The sequence below is a fragment of the Bowmanella sp. JS7-9 genome, from assembly GCF_004329715.1.
Classification (GTDB): Bacteria; Pseudomonadota; Gammaproteobacteria; order Enterobacterales; family Alteromonadaceae; genus Pseudobowmanella; species Pseudobowmanella zhangzhouensis.
This window is the reverse complement of record NZ_JXSY01000024.1, coordinates 65,415-81,629: the sequence shown is the minus strand read 5'-3', so window position 1 is coordinate 81,629 and position 16,215 is coordinate 65,415. Positions and strand designations below refer to the sequence as shown.

Annotated in this window: 13 protein-coding genes and 2 tRNA genes; 4 read left to right on the top strand and 11 right to left on the bottom strand. The window is 49.2% G+C overall.

Translation table 11 applies throughout. The features are described 5' to 3' along the window. Positions 1 to 39: 39 nt before the first annotated feature. The 4 genes from TK45_RS13590 (at position 40) to TK45_RS13575 (ending at position 2,786) form a co-directional block, all read left to right on the top strand. Positions 40 to 435: a hypothetical protein gene (locus TK45_RS13590; protein ID WP_131259385.1), complete on the top strand. Its 396-nt coding sequence runs from the start codon at positions 40 to 42 to the stop codon at positions 433 to 435. A 221-nt stretch (positions 436 to 656) separates the two neighbouring features. Then, positions 657 to 1,064: a hypothetical protein gene (locus TK45_RS13585; protein ID WP_131259384.1), complete on the top strand. Its 408-nt coding sequence runs from the start codon at positions 657 to 659 to the stop codon at positions 1,062 to 1,064. 155 nt (positions 1,065 to 1,219) lie between these two features. Next, entirely contained in the window at positions 1,220 to 1,591 is a 372-nt protein-coding gene (locus tag TK45_RS13580) for a BlaI/MecI/CopY family transcriptional regulator (RefSeq protein WP_131259383.1), read from the top strand. Beyond that, positions 1,584 to 2,786, top strand: coding sequence for a TonB family protein (locus TK45_RS13575; RefSeq protein WP_131259382.1), 1,203 nt, complete (start codon positions 1,584 to 1,586; stop codon positions 2,784 to 2,786). The genes TK45_RS13580 and TK45_RS13575 overlap by 8 nt, the downstream gene beginning before the upstream one ends. A 48-nt stretch (positions 2,787 to 2,834) precedes the next feature. Here TK45_RS13575 and TK45_RS13570 read toward each other — a convergent pair whose 3' ends face one another. From TK45_RS13570 to orn, 11 genes are all read right to left on the bottom strand, one after another. Continuing rightward, positions 2,835 to 4,049, bottom strand: a complete 1,215-nt coding sequence (locus tag TK45_RS13570; protein ID WP_131259381.1) for a glycosyltransferase — start codon at positions 4,047 to 4,049, stop codon at positions 2,835 to 2,837. A 15-nt stretch (positions 4,050 to 4,064) separates the two neighbouring features. Next, positions 4,065 to 6,686, bottom strand: coding sequence for a DUF2339 domain-containing protein (locus TK45_RS13565; RefSeq protein ID WP_131259380.1), 2,622 nt, complete (start codon positions 6,684 to 6,686; stop codon positions 4,065 to 4,067). A 100-nt stretch (positions 6,687 to 6,786) separates the two neighbouring features. Then, positions 6,787 to 7,284, bottom strand: a complete 498-nt coding sequence (ilvN, locus tag TK45_RS13560) for an acetolactate synthase small subunit (protein WP_131259379.1) — start codon at positions 7,282 to 7,284, stop codon at positions 6,787 to 6,789. Then, positions 7,284 to 9,002 (bottom strand): acetolactate synthase 3 large subunit, encoded by a 1,719-nt coding sequence (locus TK45_RS13555; protein ID WP_131259378.1) that lies wholly within the window; start codon positions 9,000 to 9,002, stop codon positions 7,284 to 7,286. Before TK45_RS13555 ends, ilvN begins: the two co-directional genes overlap by 1 nt. A gap of 243 nt (positions 9,003 to 9,245) precedes the next feature. Continuing rightward, entirely contained in the window at positions 9,246 to 9,608 is a 363-nt protein-coding gene (maoP, locus tag TK45_RS13550) for a DUF413 domain-containing protein (RefSeq protein ID WP_131259377.1), read from the bottom strand. A gap of 200 nt (positions 9,609 to 9,808) precedes the next feature. After that, the gene (locus TK45_RS13545; protein ID WP_131259376.1) at positions 9,809 to 10,309 is read right to left on the bottom strand and encodes a DUF4442 domain-containing protein; all 501 of its coding nucleotides are present in this window, start codon (positions 10,307 to 10,309) and stop codon (positions 9,809 to 9,811) included. Positions 10,310 to 10,369: 60 nt separating this feature from the next. Beyond that, a complete protein-coding gene (locus tag TK45_RS13540; RefSeq protein WP_131259375.1) occupies positions 10,370 to 11,926 on the bottom strand; it encodes a sulfotransferase in 1,557 nt (518 codons plus the stop codon). 50 nt (positions 11,927 to 11,976) lie between these two features. After that, a complete protein-coding gene (locus tag TK45_RS13535; RefSeq protein WP_131259374.1) occupies positions 11,977 to 14,445 on the bottom strand; it encodes a TonB-dependent receptor in 2,469 nt (822 codons plus the stop codon). 815 nt (positions 14,446 to 15,260) lie between these two features. After that, a tRNA-Gly gene (locus TK45_RS13530) sits at positions 15,261 to 15,336 on the bottom strand. A 126-nt stretch (positions 15,337 to 15,462) separates the two neighbouring features. After that, positions 15,463 to 15,538 (bottom strand) — tRNA-Gly (locus tag TK45_RS13525). Positions 15,539 to 15,649: 111 nt separating this feature from the next. After that, positions 15,650 to 16,195 (bottom strand): oligoribonuclease, encoded by a 546-nt coding sequence (gene orn / locus TK45_RS13520; protein WP_131259373.1) that lies wholly within the window; start codon positions 16,193 to 16,195, stop codon positions 15,650 to 15,652. Between the last annotated feature and the right edge of the window lie 20 nt (positions 16,196 to 16,215).

Genomic DNA, 16,215 nt, shown 5'->3' with positions numbered 1-16,215 from the left:
GCCGGTTTGAATGTGTCTTGTTTTTTGTTTGAGGTAGTTGTGAAATCAATTTTTGTATCGCTGACCATGGCTTTGGTTAGTGTGAATGTACAAGCCACGCCAAAAAATGCAGGGATCGAATTGGCAGATAAGTCTGTATATAGCCAGGTTTGCTATGTGGCTGCCACGCAGGGCATTGATGCAGCGCGTGAGCAATTTTTGCGTCAATTCTCATCACGAATTGAATGCAATGGCCAGCCAATTAACCAATTTGCTCGCCAAATGCGCACCGTTGACGTGAGTCAACAACCTGCCTACAGCGCAGAGGATGGTAATCGTGAAACCCTGATCTGTATGCAGGCTATCGAGAACCCACATCGTCAGTTTAGTCAGCGAGATCTGGCCACTGTTCGTTGTAATGGTAAGAAGTTGAACGACTTTATTCGTGCCATGTAAGAATTTTTGACTCGATGAAAGGCTGCCAATCGGCAGCCTTTTTTGTATCCAAAGTTTATTGTGAAAATAAATTACATTAATTCTGTAATTAAAACGCTTAAATCCAGTTAAAAATGCGTTAATAACCGATAAAATGTAATTAAATTACAATAAATACCTAGATTTGTGTAATTTTATTACTATAATGCGCACAGTTTCCTGATTTGTTGTGAGGTGTGGGTATGAAAAAGGTTTTAGCTGTTGTTGCTATGTTGGTGTCAGCGTCGGTTAACGCATCTGAAGTGCGTTATGTGCCAGTAGATGAAAGTATCTACAGCAATTTGTGTGTGGTTGCGGCGGTACAAGGGTTACAGGCTGCCCAGCAACAAGGCGGCGCAGAATTTGATGCAACTATTCGTTGTAATGGTAAGTTGATTGCTGATTTTGCACGAAAAATCAAAGTTGCGGCAGAACCCGTTTTGCCGGTGACTTACAAGGTGATTGCCGCCAATGATCAGCCAGAATCTGCGCTGTGCGTGCGTGCCGTAAAAGAAGGTGTTGGTGCCCTGCAACTGCCACGTGAAGAACTGAATAACATTTACTGCAATGGCCGTACCTTGCCAAACTTTGCACGTACTTACGCGAAGTAACGCAGTTCATCATTTTAAAAAGCTGGCTCTCGCCGGCTTTTTTGTTATTCGACGTTTACCCAGTGTGGGAAAACTCTGTTTGAAAAATCCGCTTGCACAATATGATTACGTGTGTAATCTTAATTTAAGAATTACATTTGTAATCGGATTGGGCGATGGAGATCTCGAAAGCAGAATTTGAAGTGATGAATGCGGTATGGCAGGGCGCACCTTGCACGGCCGCGGATGTGGTAGCACGGTTAGATAACCAAACCGACTGGCATGAGAAAACCGTGAAAACCCTGCTGAATCGCCTGGTGAAAAAGGGCGCTTTGGGTTTTGACAAGGACGGCAGGCGGTATCTGTATAAGCCGTTGTTTGGTCGCGATGAATACCGTATCAAGGAGAGCACCTCACTCCTCAATCGTCTGTTTGATGGGCGCGTCTCGCCACTGGTATCGGCCTTTGCCAGCCGCAAACAGCTGAGCCAGCAGGATATTGAGGAATTAAAAGATCTGATCAAACAATGGGAGCAGACCAATGACTGAATGGTTAATGACGTCTGCGGTCTATCTGACCGTATGGTGTGCGCTACTGATCCTGGCGCGGCAACCATTGCTTAAGTTACTTGGCGCATGGGGTATGTATGCCCTCTGGTGCCTGTCGCCTCTGATGTTACTGCTGGCTGCACTGCCACGAGTGCATACTGATTTATCTATCATTCCACAAAGCTTCAGCGTTGCGCTGTCCAGTGGACGCCAAAGTCTGCAGTTGATTGAACAGGCGAGTCTGTCGCCCGGGCTTTGCTTGCTGGCAAGCAGTTTTCTTTTGGCTGGCCTGATGACGATTGCGCATTTGGCTGAACGTCGACAGCTATTGCGCGGTGCCACGCGGGTTAATGGACTCACTGATCAATTGTCTGTGTATCAGTGTGAAGTCAGCCAACCGATACTGTATGGCATGGTCCAGCCCATCATTCTGTTACCGCTGGACTTTTTTCAACGTTTCGATGCAAAGAGCCGGCAATTGATTATTCAGCACGAACTGGCTCACTGGCATCGCCGTGACCACCTTGCCAATGGTATTGCGACATTCTTACTTGCCATGTTCTGGTTTAACCCGCTGTGCTGGCTGGGTTACCGACAGTTTCGTATCGCCCAGGAAATGTCGTGCGATGCTCACGTACTGGATGGCGCGCCCAAGACGACGCGCATCTGCTATGCCGAGGCAATGGTTGCCGTATCTGCGACACCTGAGTTACGCCACTTTGCCACCCTACATTACGGAGAAAAAAACATGTTAAAACAACGAATCCTGCAACTGGCAACATCGAACCGTCCAACAAAAGTCTGGAGCATATTGGCTGGCACGTTACTGATGGGCGTGATGGCCACCGCCCATGCGGGTCTGGAAAACAACGCAAAAGCAGAGAATAACGCGAAACCATTAGTTCGTATTGAACCTAAATACCCGGCTCAAGCTGCTAAAGATGGCGTAGAAGGCTATGTAGATTTGTCGTTTGTCGTCAATTCAGATGGTTCAACCAGCGATATTCATGTCATAACGGCTAAACCTGAGAATGTTTTTGACCAAGTGGCTATCAAAGCCCTGCAAAAGTGGCGTTACCATCCTGATGCAAAAGGCACGGAACAGGTTGTGCGCCTGGAGTTTTTGCTGGGGCCAAAGCCGACCAGTTACGATGGCAGTAAAGAAGTGATTCAGGTGAAAAAGAGTAGTCACTAGTCCCACAAGGTAACCACGATTGAAAAAAAGCCGGCGATAGCCGGCTTTTTATTTGTTTTTTGCCTCAATCCATTGGGTCATATAGCGGCTGGCGTGCATGGTATTGTGTTGTAGCATGCGCCCGGTGAAGTTGGCGCGGCGATGCTGCGGCAGAGTCACCAGCAAATGATGGATAGTTGTCATTATCCGCTGTTGATGAGTGGTAGGTTCAAATAGTGCCTGCAGGTGGGCAAGGCAGCGCTGACTGGCAAGCTGCCAATCAGATTCATGCTGATACAGGCGCACAACTTGTTGGATAAAGTCTTCTTCGCTTGTTGCCACCGCACCAGGCCAATCTGTCTGGCCTTGCATGCCCTCCGCACCAATCGCTGTCGTGACACTGGGGGTAGCGCACACCATGGCATCCAATAGTTTGCCTTTTTGGCCTGCACCAAAGCGCAGTGGGGCAACTAACATTCGTGCTTGTCTGATTACAGTAAAAGCATCGTCCGCCCAGCCTTTGACCATAAAGCCCTGTTGTGGATTATGTAGCTGGGTGGCTTTCTTGGGCGGATATGCTCCGTAAATATGTAGCTCGGCTTCAGGGAGGTGTTTACGGATCTGTGGCCACAGGCGTTTGAGTTCCAGCACGGCATCCCAGTTTGGCGCGTGACGGAAATTGCCAATGCTGACCAGATGCTGGCGCTCACTAAATTCCACAATGGGAGAGGTATCTGGCACATTTGCGGTCAGCGGGGCATAGCACAGTAGCTGCTCAGGTACGCCGAAGTGCCCAGTCAGGATGTCCATCTCCGCCGGTGAGGTTACTAAGGTGATATCACACCGATAAATCGCGGCGATTTCGCGAATCGCCATATCTGTCTGCAAGTCTGCGTTAAACGGGTCAATGCCCTGTTTTACCGCATCATGGCGCGCGTTGCGCAGAAAATGTAAGTCTTCCAGATCGAGAATACGCAGCGCATTGGGGCAACTGTTGGCGACGCGCCAGCCAAATTGTTCTTCCAGCATAAAACGGTCGAACATAACGGCGTCAGGCTGCAACGCCTCAACGAAGGCATCAAAGCTACTGCAATTGAGTGCGATGTTGTGTTCTGTTACTCCAATATCACTGAGTTTAAAGCGATGGGGTGACAGCTCTGCCGCCGAGGCGAAATCCACCTGCCAACCGCGCCCCTGAAAACCTCGGATTAAATCCAGCATGCGGCTGCCCGCCGCCGACGAATTGGGTTCGGGCCACACATATCCAATTACCAGTAACTTCATGTTCTATTGTCAGCATCATCGCGGGACGCCGATTGTACCATCTGCGTCAGATTTTGTCGGTGGCAGCCCAAAGCGCTGATGAAACCATGCCAGTAGCAGCAAACAGATGCCTAATCCCATAAAAGACGCGACGCGCCACAGATTGTCGAGATCGGCGGTATCGAACAGAAATATTTTCAGAACCACAATTAACAGGGTACTCATGCCGGTCTTATACAGCCTGGACTGATTGAACAAACTAGCGGCAATGATGGCTGCGATGGCCAAGAGTAACCAAACGGTGGAGTAGGTGTACATTTCACCCTCGCTAATTGGGATATCGATGAGGGCCGCGCCATTCCATAAATCACGGATTTCCAGGTTTACAAACACAAACAGGCAAACGCCGGTTGCCAGTGCCAACAAGCGCCTCAGCGGTGCCTCGTGAACCAGCCAGTAGCCAATCGCGGATAAAATAACCGGCGCAAGATAGGCCAGCAACAACAAGTTAAAAATGGGATTCTGGCCATAGTCTACATCATGGAAAAAAGGATTTTTACTCAGTAGCAGCACCAGCACATAGTTACCTGCGGCAAGGCTGGCAAACAGTGTGGCCGCTGCGCGATACAGCGTTTCCATTTGTCCGGCGACGCGTTGGCGATAGTAATACGCTAACGCCATCAGCCCCCAGCTAAAGGTGTTAATGGCGGCTTCGATGAAGCTGTATTGGTTAGCAAACACATCGCCGTCATACAGTTGGAATCGAACCTCGGCGGCGAGTGTGAGGGCAAACAGATGCATTGCCGCAGCAATCAGCCATTGCAACAGGCTATGCCTTGTTGGCCCACATTGCCGGGCAGCAACGAGTAAACAAATTACGCTGCCAGCGCCTGTCCAAAGTGTCCAGTGTGTTGAGTGGTCATAGCTGAGTAACCATGGGTTAAGCGTAAGCCTGAGAATAATACTGGCGACGACCAGCTTGGCAGCAATAGTCAGGGCGGTTAAGGTAAAATATCGATCCAGCCAAACCAGTGAAATGACGAGCACGGCAAGTGCTAGTGTCAGGGTGGCTTCCTGCAACATTACCACTGCGACCAGCAACAAACACAAATGTGCACCCAGAATCAAACTAGCCAATACCGATGGCGTAGCGTGTGTTTTGCGGGCCAGTTGTAATAGCTGTAATAGTCCGGCTCCTGCCATCAATGCAACGAGTGCCCAATAGATCTCCTGCGACAAAGTTGGCACTGTGGTATAGCCGGTCGCAAGCAACAGACCGGGACTCAAATAAGCCAGTGATGCCCAGTAGCCATGTTCGCTGCCTTCGGACAAACGTCGGGCAATCAGCAGGTATCCGCTGAGCATTACCAGCATCATGATCAGGTAGCTCTGGACAAAATCTGCCTGCACCACCCCGTTAAGCAGATATCGCAACAACATGCCCGCCAGTGTGGCTGCCAAGCCCAACCAGCCAAGCATGTTTAGCCCCGGTAATTTTGATGCGATAAAGAGAGTCAAGCCGCTGAATGCTACAACCACCACAGACATAGCAGGATCAATTGTTACATTGGTCAGGGTGAGCGTCCATGCCAACAGCAAAAGATAGAGCATGAGTGTGAATTCCAGACCAATACCATGTAAGAGCGTTGCCCGTTGGCCGTTAAATAAGCCCAGCAAGCTAGTATCGTTAGTAGCAGGTGGTACTTCGCCATTTGTCAGACGCCAGTGCCAGGTATGCATGGCCGGAAGCAGATATATCAGCGCCAACAGATAGATCAAACGAGCCAAATCGACATTGTGATGGGGAAGAGAGGCTACCCACCAGAAGCCGGCGCCGACCATCACTCCAATCCATAACCAACGTCGGTAAACAAAATGAATCAGCGCCAGGGCAGCCGCAGTAATGATAAAACTATAAACCAGTGCCGCAGTCAGGTCGTTACTGCCGGTGCTGACCAGAACAGGCACTGCATAGCCTCCCAAAATACCCAGCGCAGCCAATACCGGTCCGTAGTAAAGAGCAAGCAACATGGTAAGGAAACTAACTATCGCCAGCAGCGCAAAACTAAGTTCTGCTGATAGTAATGAATAGAGGTGTAAAGCGGCCAGGATGCAGGCATACAACATGATGCTGGCGCCTCCGGCAACGGCAGACAGAATATCCGTGTATCGTGTACCGCGTATACGCAGCCAGGCTGCTCCGGCATGCAATGTCAGCGCAGTAATGGTGGTGAGGATAATTCTCGCCAACGGACTAAGCAGGTTGTTTTCAATTGAGTATCGCACCATAAAGACACCCGCTAACCCAAGACTGACACCGCCAACCCAAATCAACCAGTTATTGCGAACATTGATTATTAATTTATCCAGCCAGCCCGGCTCCTGAGGTGTTGGTGGCTGTGGAGTAAGGGCCACGTGACTGTGCGTCGGTGGCTGGGCGGGTTGGAATGGTCTGTCAGGTTGGCGTGGTGATGCACTATTTTTGTTTTCGCTTATGATGGGTTGCGTGACCGACTTAGCAGAGTAGCGCTCGCTCTGTAAGCTGTACTTTAACGCCTTGAGTTGTCTCTCCAGTGAACTGATTCTGAAAAAGGCGATAAATCCCAACAAAGATCCAAGCAAGATGCCCAGTACCAGAAGGATGATGAGTACTTCCATGTGTGCAGACTTTTGGTTATTTTTTTGTCAGCCTACCATTAATAAAACAGTGGTGACAAAAATAAAAAGCCGCCATGCAGGCGGCTTGTTGGTAGGTTACTCAGGGCCTTAGTGATACCGTACCGCGAGCGATTCCGCACACCCCGCTGCGGGATGTTTCGACCACCTCTGCTACCTCAGACACGGCAGCGATAAAGGCATCCAGCTTGTCGGATGGGCCGACAATTTGCACGCTGTAGTTTTTGCTGTGAACATCGATGATTTGTGCTCGAAATATATCGACAGTACGTTTTACTTCTTCACGGGCAAATTCGGTGCGGGTGGCGAGCTTAATCAGCATTAACTCGCGTTCCACATGGGCACCATCAGTCAAATCAACGACCTTGAGTACATCGACCAGCTTATTGATTTGCTTGGTGATCTGCTCAATGACTTTATCATCGCCGAACGTGGTAATCGTCAGGCGCGACAACGTGCCATCGTCAATTGGCGCCACACACAAGGTTTCAACGTTGTAGCCACGTTGCGAGAACAAGCCAACGATGCGGGATAACGCGCCAGGCTGGTTTTCCATCAAAACTGATATGATTCGTCTCATCAGGTGCGCTCCGTCTTGCTCAGGCGCATGTCATCCATGGCACCAAATTTTATCTGCATAGGGTAAACGTGTTCGTTCTGATCGACACGAATATCCATAAACACCAGACGGTCTTTAGCAGCAAAGCAGCGCGCCAGCGCATCATCCAGTTCTTCCGGTTTATCTACCCGAATGCCAATATGGCCATAGGCTTCAGCCAGCTTGACGAAATCCGGCAGTGATTCCATGTAAGAATGGGAGTGACGCCCCTTGTAAATCATATCCTGCCATTGACGCACCATACCGAGCGCCTGGTTGTTAATGGAGATGATTTTTATCGGCAGGCCATACTGCAAACAGGTAGACAGTTCCTGAATATTCATCTGGATACTGCCATCACCGGTAATACACACCGATACCGCGTCCGGATGGGCAATTTGTACGCCCATGGCCGCCGGTAAGCCAAAGCCCATGGTGCCTAGGCCCCCGGAGTTGATCCAGCGACGTGGTTTGGCGAATGGATAGTACAGCGCGGCAAACATCTGGTGTTGGCCGACATCTGAACTGACAAACGCATCGCCCTGTGTGTGCTTATAAACGGCTTCCACCACCTGTTGGGGTTTTAGCTGCTCGTCGCTGCGCTGATAGGTCAGACACTGGCGCTCACGCCATTGTTTGATTTGTTTCCACCAGTCGCTTAGCTTGGCTTTTTGCGCCGCGCGATCGAAGCCATCGAAGTGTTCATTAAACTGCTCCAGTACTGTGTCGACCGAGCCAACCACCGGGATATGCGCGTGAACGGTCTTGGAGATCGATGCGGGATCAATATCCACATGGATAATACTGGCGTGCGGGCAGAATTTTTCGACGTTGTTGGTGACGCGGTCATCAAAACGAGCACCCAGCGCAATAATGCAGTCTGCGTTATGCATGGTTTTGTTGGCTTCCAGGGTACCGTGCATACCCAGCATGCCAACAAACTGTTCATGGGTGCCGGAAAAGGCGCCCAGCCCCATTAGGGTGGTAGTGACCGGCGCATTGAGCATTTCGGCGAATTCGGTGACCAAGCTGCTGGCATTACTGGCAATGGCCCCACCACCTACGTAAATCACCGGACGCGAAGATTCCTTAATCTGCTCCACCGCTTTTTTGATCTGTTTGCCATGCCCACGCACTGTTGGATTGTATGAGCGCATCCGCACTGACTCAGGGAAGTGATACGGATGAACATCATTGATATTGACGATGTCTTTCGGCAAATCAATCACTACCGGGCCGGGACGACCTGTATTGGCAATATAATAGGCTTTGGCGATCGCTTCAGGGATATCCACAGCACGTTTGACCAGGAAGCTGTGTTTTACGATAGGACGGGAACACCCGACCATGTCGGTTTCCTGAAATGCATCCTCACCAATATGCTGTGAAGGTACCTGGCCGGACAGGATCACCATGGGGATGGAGTCCATATACGCGGTGGCAATTCCGGTTAGGGTATTCGTTGCGCCGGGGCCAGAAGTAACCAATACCGTACCTGTCTGGCCGGTTGAACGGGCGTAGCCGTCTGCCATATGTGCCGCGGCTTGCTCGTGCCGAACCAGAATATGCTTTACATCATCCTGGGCAAACAACGCGTCATAAATATCCAGAACCGCTCCGCCTGGGTAACCGAATACATGGGTTACGCCTACATCTTTAAGTGCACGCACCACCATGGCAGCGCCTGACATCATTTCCACTCAGGTGTCTCCTTATGTGTTTTAGGTTGCGAGCGATTCGTGTTTGCTGAGGATTAACTCAGACCTAAGGGCATTAGCCCAGATTTCGACTATACGTGAGCAAAGTGCAATATTAAACCGTGAAATGGCTAATAATGGGGATAAATATTCTTAATATTGCGTAGCGTAGGATGAAATTGCCAACTTGGGGGTGAAATGAACAAAAAAATACGCGCCGGAGCGCGTATTTTTCGGATGCATCGATTAATCGTCGATCTCTGCTTCCAGCTCAATGCTTGGGGCACTGTCGTCTTCTTCAGCAGCAGGGCGACGACCATAGATACTGGCCGCTTTGGGGCGGTTGATTCGGGTCTGATAACGCAACCAGGCTTTTTCAGCCGGTGTGGTTGGTTCCTTCACACCTTGGGCAACCGCTAATAGCGCATCATCTTCACTGTTTTCTGGTGCGAGTATTCCATCGGCTAAAGCACAAATCAGGTTGCCATATTTATGCAGGGCCTGTGCTTCTTTAATGGAGAAATCACCAGAACGAGAAAAACCATAAGGGTAATTCTTGTAATCGTTAAATGGCGCCTTTAAGTAATCTTCTCTAGTTTTCTGTGCCATAGCAGGCATCCCCAACTCAAAAATTAAACATCAGGAATGTTTTTGGACCCAGTCCATAAACACGCACTTAATAGGCTCAATTTTTAAAGCTGTCAATAAAAAATGCGCAAATTGATAAAAAAACTGGCATGGCTACAGGCCACGTTGGGCATGGCCTGTAGCGATTTCATGAAGTGAAATTTTATTTAGAGTACAAACGATTATGCCGCTTTGGGCTTTTTAGGTACCCATGCCCAGACGATATCGCATTCGATAGGTTGTTCGCCGCTTTGATCGGTGACCACCACCGTTACAGTAATGGCGCCTTTTTCGTCGCGCTGCATTTGTTCTATTTGCGCATCTGTCAGGGTGGCAACGGCTTGCATGTCGCCCACAGAACGACGCACAAAGCGAAAGTTCATACTTTTAACCAGCGGTAACTTATCGCCGGGAAGATTAATTCCACAAATAAATCCTGTCGCCGACTCGGCAAGTAAGATCATTGCGGCAGCATGCACACCACCAATGTGGTTTTGCGTACGTTTGATGTTACGTTGACGAAAGGTCACGCTGCGGCCATCGGTACGCAGAATATCGATTTTGGCAGTGCCGGCTAATTTGACTTTGTTGCGAAACACCCAGGTCATTAATTTGGCACTGAGCCACGACGGATAATGATTTACACGGTCGACAAACTTTCTGAGTGGGTTAGACACAGGCATAGAATTTCCTCTGGTTAGACCAGTTAGAGTGTGGCACTGACCACACTCAGAAATCAAGTGTTAAGCATCGAACGGTATGCCCTGTGCCTCCAGGATAGCCGCTGCTGGTGCCAATTCATCCGCATAGCGTCGCCAACGCCCGATAGAACGGGTATTAATCGCCTCGCGCACCTGCACTTTACTGGCGGTAGAAACCGGCGCGGTGTTCTGCTCTGCGTTCAGACAGGCGGCTTCAAATGGCAGATCGCAAAACGTCAGAAGATGTCTGATTTGGTGCTCAGGGTCACTGACTAACTGTTGATAGTCCAGCAACAAAAAGTAATCTAAATGGCGGCTGGCCTGATGGGCCAGATGATAGAAGCGGCCGTAAAATTCAGCGCTATGCTGAATGTCATAAGCATATCGATAGTAGGGGCTTTGAATAGAAAATAGCTGTCGATAATTGCCAATAATGGTGTCGAGAGGATCGCGCAATAAACAGATAATTTTGGCATTCGGTAGTGCGCGTCTTATCAGGCCCAGATAAAAAAAGTTAAACGGCAACTTATCCACAAAGCGCGGTGTTTTGCCGGTAACCACACGGGTACGTGACAGATAGTCTTGCCCTAATATCTCAGGAGCAATCGTTTCGGCTTGTTGCAATGTCTCGGGGTCTAACACCATGCGGCTGGGCGTTGCACTCAGATGCTTAACTGCCATGCCGAAATCCTGCAGTTCACCGGCACTGGTGACCTGACTGTGACTGGACAAGATTCGTTCTACCAAGGTTGTACCCGAGCGTGGCATGCCTAACACGAAGATGGGCTCAGCATTGCTGTGGCCACCTGACGTTGGCAGGGCCAACTGACGGATGGCAAGGTCAAACAATGGCGAATCGTCTATTGATGCAAACTTTGGGTGCTGCAGATAGGCTTGTTTGGCATCGGTCAATGCATCAAATGCGCAACGATATTCGTGCCGGCGTTCGAATTCCCGCGCCATGGCATGGGCCAGATGCAACTTAGCATCGACACTGTCCGCGTCGGTGTAGGCCTGCTGAAGGCGTGAGAGGATCTGGATATCTTTGCTATCTTCGCGAATTTCACTCAGCGCATAATGAGCGCGATAGTGATTGGGGTTGATGCTTATTGCGCGCTCAAAAGCTTGTCTGGCCGAATCAAAGTCGCCAATAAATTTTAACGAGACGGCCTGATTGTACAAAAAGGCCGGATTTTCCGGTGCATTCTCTACGGCTTTATTAAAGTATGTCAGCGCCAGTTCGTGCAGCCCCACCCGACTCAATGCCACACCCAAGGTGTCTAATGTGAGTGCGGATGACAAATGGCTGGCTGGCGTTTTTTCGGCCACTTGGCGCGCCTGATGTAAATCGCCAATCAGTGAATAAGCACGTGCTAAATGAGCCAGATATTCACTGCTGGGAGCTAATCCGTTGGCTTTTTCGATTAATTGAATGGCTTTGGGTATCTGACCGACTTCGAGATTGATAATACCCAGTAAAAACCAACCATCAGCATGGGTGGGAACGTCTTTCACCAGTTGCACCAGATAAGGGTGTGCCTGAACAAATTGTCCCTGATTGATTAGTTGAATTGCCTGCTGGTGGAGAGGGTGTGACATAATAAAAAGGGCATAAAAATTATGCCCTTATCTTAACCTTGTGAGGGGGATTATTCACCAAAAGTATAGGTGAATTTAACCCCGACTTTACGCGGTTGGGTCAGGTAATGACCATAGTTGCGCAGCAGGTCGGTACGGTTGGCATTAAAGTCCGGATAGGCCGCCATGCCAATATCACTCACATCACGACGGGTAGAGGTGAACGCGTATTTATCGAACAGGTTATCGATATACAGTGTTACCGCCCATTGGTCAGCTTTGATGCTGGCAGACAGGTTACTCAATGCATAACCTGGCAGAGTTTCTCCATCTGCACGTAAGCCTACTTTGGTAATAACGTCGCTCTGCGCGGTCAGGCCATACACCACTTCCAGCACCTTGTCGTCCATCAGATCCTGACTGTACTTCACGCCAAAGGAGAATTGATGCTCAGGTGAACCAGGCAGACGATCACCCGACTTGGCTGAGTAATAGTCGCGTACTTCTTGTGTGACATCTTCATCTGCTTCGAATCGGATAAATAAGCCATCTGCGTCAGAGGTTAATTTAGCTTCGGTGTAAGAGTAAGTACCATAAACCGTGAAGTGATCACCTAACAGCGCGCGCGAGGAAATTTCCAAACCTTGAGTTTCAGCACTGCCCGCGTTAGCCAGAATGGGTTGCTGACCGAAGTAAGTTGCACCAGAAATTTGTGCATCTTCCCATTCAGTCTTAAATACGGCGGCGTTGAAATGCAGTTTGTTCTTCAACCAGGTGCTCTTGAAACCTAACTCGTAGTTGGTAGTCGTGTCCGGCGCATAGGCAACCTCATCAGGCAGTGCACAAACACTCTGGAAACTGTCGTCAACATCAGGTGGGCACGCAGGTACGCCGTTAGTCCCACCGATACGGAAGCCTTCGCTCACTGTCAGGTAACCCATTACGGTTGAGCTGAAGTCGTAGCTAGTGTTGAATTTGAATAGGCTGCCACTGTCATCTGCTGCCAAGTCAACAAACTCCAGTTCCAAAGAATCTGATTCACGACCATCAAACACGGTGTAGTAGAGAGGCAGGTCAATGGCAGAACTTGACTCAATATCGTATTGATATTGACGTAAGCCCAAGGTCACATCCCATTTATCATTGATGACGTAGGTAAGCTCACCAAAAATTGCTTTCTCGGTGATTTCTGTGTAATCGACGGAATAGTATTCCAGCATGTCCGGACGCGGATTACCGCCAGCTTCCCACACATCCAGCGCGTATTCAGCAAACCCTGGGGTAAATTCAGAGCTGTCTCCGAACGAATCCAGATTGTTGTAGAACGCACCTACGATCCATGACAGTTTGTCAGTGTTTTTTGAAACTAAACGGATTTCCTGAGTGATGATCTCAACATCTTCCACTTCACGGGTAAATGCGGCAAATGCCGGGAACTCTTCATAGCTATACGCCAGGCGAATCAAGAGATCAGACTGGTCTCGTTGGCCCTCGGCGCTGTATTTTGAATAGCCGGTTGCGGACACCAGTTCGGCAAAATCTAAATCTGCAGTGATTTCGAGGCTTAATAATTCATCCGTTTTTTCACGCGGCTCTTCGTATCGATAAGCAGACTCATATTTACCAATCACCTGAGAAAGTGGATTGGAGCTATCCAATGCACCATATTGCGTGATTGAACGGCCTTCGACCTGTTGATTTTGATAAGTGTAGGCCAGCGTTGCATCGATATCGTCTGTAGGTAACCAGCGCAGCGCGACACGGGCGGTCAGCGTTTCTTCGCCGTTTGCATCTTTAACCTGCTTCAGGTTATCGCTTACCGCACTAGCGTCAGACCAATCCGGGTCTGGCAAAGAAACGCCAGGATTTTTGACCACATAGTTGTAGTCGATGAATCCTGGGTTATTGAAGTAGTTAACCGATGCTCTGACCGCCAGTTTATTTTCAATTATCGGGGTATTGAAAACAAAACCACCTTCGCCACCCAAACTGTCGCTTTGGCTTAATGAGAAAATGTCACCAAACACTTTGCCGCTGGTGAAATCCATGTCTGCTTTCTTAGGAATATAGCGAATTGCGCCACCCAGAGTGCCAGCTCCGTACAGAGTACCTTGCGGGCCGATCAGGACTTCAACCCGGTCAATGTCGGTCAGACGCAGATTGATGAAAAGCGGAATCTCACCTACGTAGGTCGCGACGGTACCGCCATCTGAACTTGGGCCGGAAGAGTTAGTGTTTAAGCCACGCACAATAATCGGGGAATCAGAACGGCCGCCCTGGTCGGTTACGGTCAAACCTGGCACCCAACGGGCGATGTCGTCTAAATCGCCAATATTTTGCTCAGCCATTACATCAGAATTCAGCGCGGTGATGTTTAGTGGGGCATCCTGCACTGTTCCGGTGCGTCGGGTTGCAGTCACCTGAATGGTCTCAATACCACCTTGCTCCACTTCCTGCGCTGCAATATCTGCACTAAACGTGGCAACAACGGCCAATGACAGGGCAGTTTTTGCAAACGGTAACGACTTTTTGATTTTCATTTGAGTGTCCTGTTTGAGTGTCAAAACGATGTTAGGTTTCTAGCAGTCTGCAAGATGTTTGCCGACCTTGCCAACCAAAAAGGTTGCGAAATGTAACGGTATGCAGGGGGTTCATCAAGATTTTTATGCAATCAAAATGCATAAAAAGTCGCGACAATAAGTGTTGGCTGTAACTGAAATAGAACGAATTATGTTAACGAAGGTTGTTGATATGGGGTGCACTGAATTTGTGCAGCATATTTATTCAATAGCAAAAAATTACAATGTTATTGAAAAATAAATAAAAATTATCTTTTCAGGTTGTTCAGTAACAAATGATTTTTGTATTCATCTGACGCACCTAATTTGTTTAGGTTCCCAACAGTGGATGCGTGGTTAAAAACAGTCAGTATTAATTAGAAACTTGTGAAAAATTGGAGTCGATGCGTCGAACCCGAGAAACGAGATTGAACCGGGCGGCGTCCCGCTGGCCGGCACCCCAGCGGAGTGGCGCACCACCTCGAGACCCCAATAAATAGTGGAGCGAGTTCTTCTGAACCGTTGGGTGAAATAATACTTCAATGATTTCAAAAATTTGGAGTCGAAGCGTCGCACTGGGGAAACGAGACTTGATTGGCTGGCACCCCAGCGGAGTGGCGCACCACCTCGAGACCCCAACAAAAAAAGCGGAGCGAAATAATTTAAACTAATCGGAGAAACGAGACTGAACCGGCCGACGCTCGGTCGATGTGTCGAACCATCGCGACCCCAAACAAATAGTGGAGCGAGATCGAATAGCTCGAAGGTAACTAAGAATTTTAACTTTAAAAAGAATTTGGAGCGGGAAACGAGACTCGAACTCGCGACCCCAACCTTGGCAAGGTTGTGCTCTACCAACTGAGCTATTCCCGCGTATAGGAGGTATTTGAATCGGTTTGGAAGGGAATCAGACCGACCGGGGTGGCGTTCCACCTCGTGACACCAAAAGTGGGTCGTGATTACAATCCGGATTTAAACCAAACACTCAAAAGAGAAGTTTGGAGCGGGAAACGAGACTCGAACTCGCGACCCCAACCTTGGCAAGGTTGTGCTCTACCAACTGAGCTATTCCCGCGTACCGATTTGCGCTTGCACTATCGTGCCCAAGCGGACGCGCATTTTACAAAAAAAACGGTCAGACGCAAGCGTTAATTTGCACGAATTGCGCCTGATAGGGTCTGATTGCTTAAATCTTAAACACGTGCTGGCGGTAATACACCAGTTCGGCAATTGACTCGCGAATATCATCCAGTGCTAAGTGCACATTTTTCTTAGAAAAACCGTCCAGCAGCTCGGGTTTCCAACGGCGCACCAATTCTTTAACTGAACTCACATCCACATTGCGGTAATGGAAATAGGCTTCCAACTCTGGCATATGGCGCACCAGAAAGCGGCGATCCTGCCCAATACTGTTACCACATAAAGGAGACTTACCTGCATCTACCCAGTGCTGCAGGAATTCGATGGTCATGCGAGTAGCATCGTCCACACTAACCTGACTATCGCGGCAGCGTTGGGTCAGACCGCTTTCGCCGTGGGTGCGGGTACACCACTCATCCATACCGTCCAGTACGCTATCGGGCTGATGCACGGCGATGACCGGACCCTCCGCCAGAATATTCAGATCGGAGTCCGTCACGATGCTGGCAATCTCTAATACTTTGTCAGTGTCGGGATCCAGGCCTGTCATTTCCATGTCGATCCACACCAGATTGCGATTATTTACCTGCATATTGTCTCACTAGAAAGGTT

Excerpts from the sequence above, each read along its gene's own strand:
- TK45_RS13585 (WP_131259384.1), top strand. The coding sequence starts at position 657 with ATGAAAAAGGTTTTAGCTGTTGTTGCTATGTTGGTGTCAGCGTCGGTT.
- TK45_RS13580 (WP_131259383.1), top strand. The coding sequence starts at position 1,220 with ATGGAGATCTCGAAAGCAGAATTTGAAGTGATGAATGCGGTATGGCAG.
- TK45_RS13575 (WP_131259382.1), top strand. The coding sequence starts at position 1,584 with ATGACTGAATGGTTAATGACGTCTGCGGTCTATCTGACCGTATGGTGT.
- TK45_RS13570 (WP_131259381.1), bottom strand. The coding sequence starts at position 4,049 with ATGAAGTTACTGGTAATTGGATATGTGTGGCCCGAACCCAATTCGTCG.
- TK45_RS13565 (WP_131259380.1), bottom strand. The coding sequence starts at position 6,686 with ATGGAAGTACTCATCATCCTTCTGGTACTGGGCATCTTGCTTGGATCT.
- ilvN (WP_131259379.1), bottom strand. The coding sequence starts at position 7,284 with ATGAGACGAATCATATCAGTTTTGATGGAAAACCAGCCTGGCGCGTTA.
- maoP (WP_131259377.1), bottom strand. The coding sequence starts at position 9,608 with ATGGCACAGAAAACTAGAGAAGATTACTTAAAGGCGCCATTTAACGAT.
- TK45_RS13545 (WP_131259376.1), bottom strand. The coding sequence starts at position 10,309 with ATGCCTGTGTCTAACCCACTCAGAAAGTTTGTCGACCGTGTAAATCAT.
- TK45_RS13540 (WP_131259375.1), bottom strand. The coding sequence starts at position 11,926 with ATGTCACACCCTCTCCACCAGCAGGCAATTCAACTAATCAATCAGGGA.
- TK45_RS13535 (WP_131259374.1), bottom strand. The coding sequence starts at position 14,445 with ATGAAAATCAAAAAGTCGTTACCGTTTGCAAAAACTGCCCTGTCATTG.
- orn (WP_131259373.1), bottom strand. The coding sequence starts at position 16,195 with ATGCAGGTAAATAATCGCAATCTGGTGTGGATCGACATGGAAATGACA.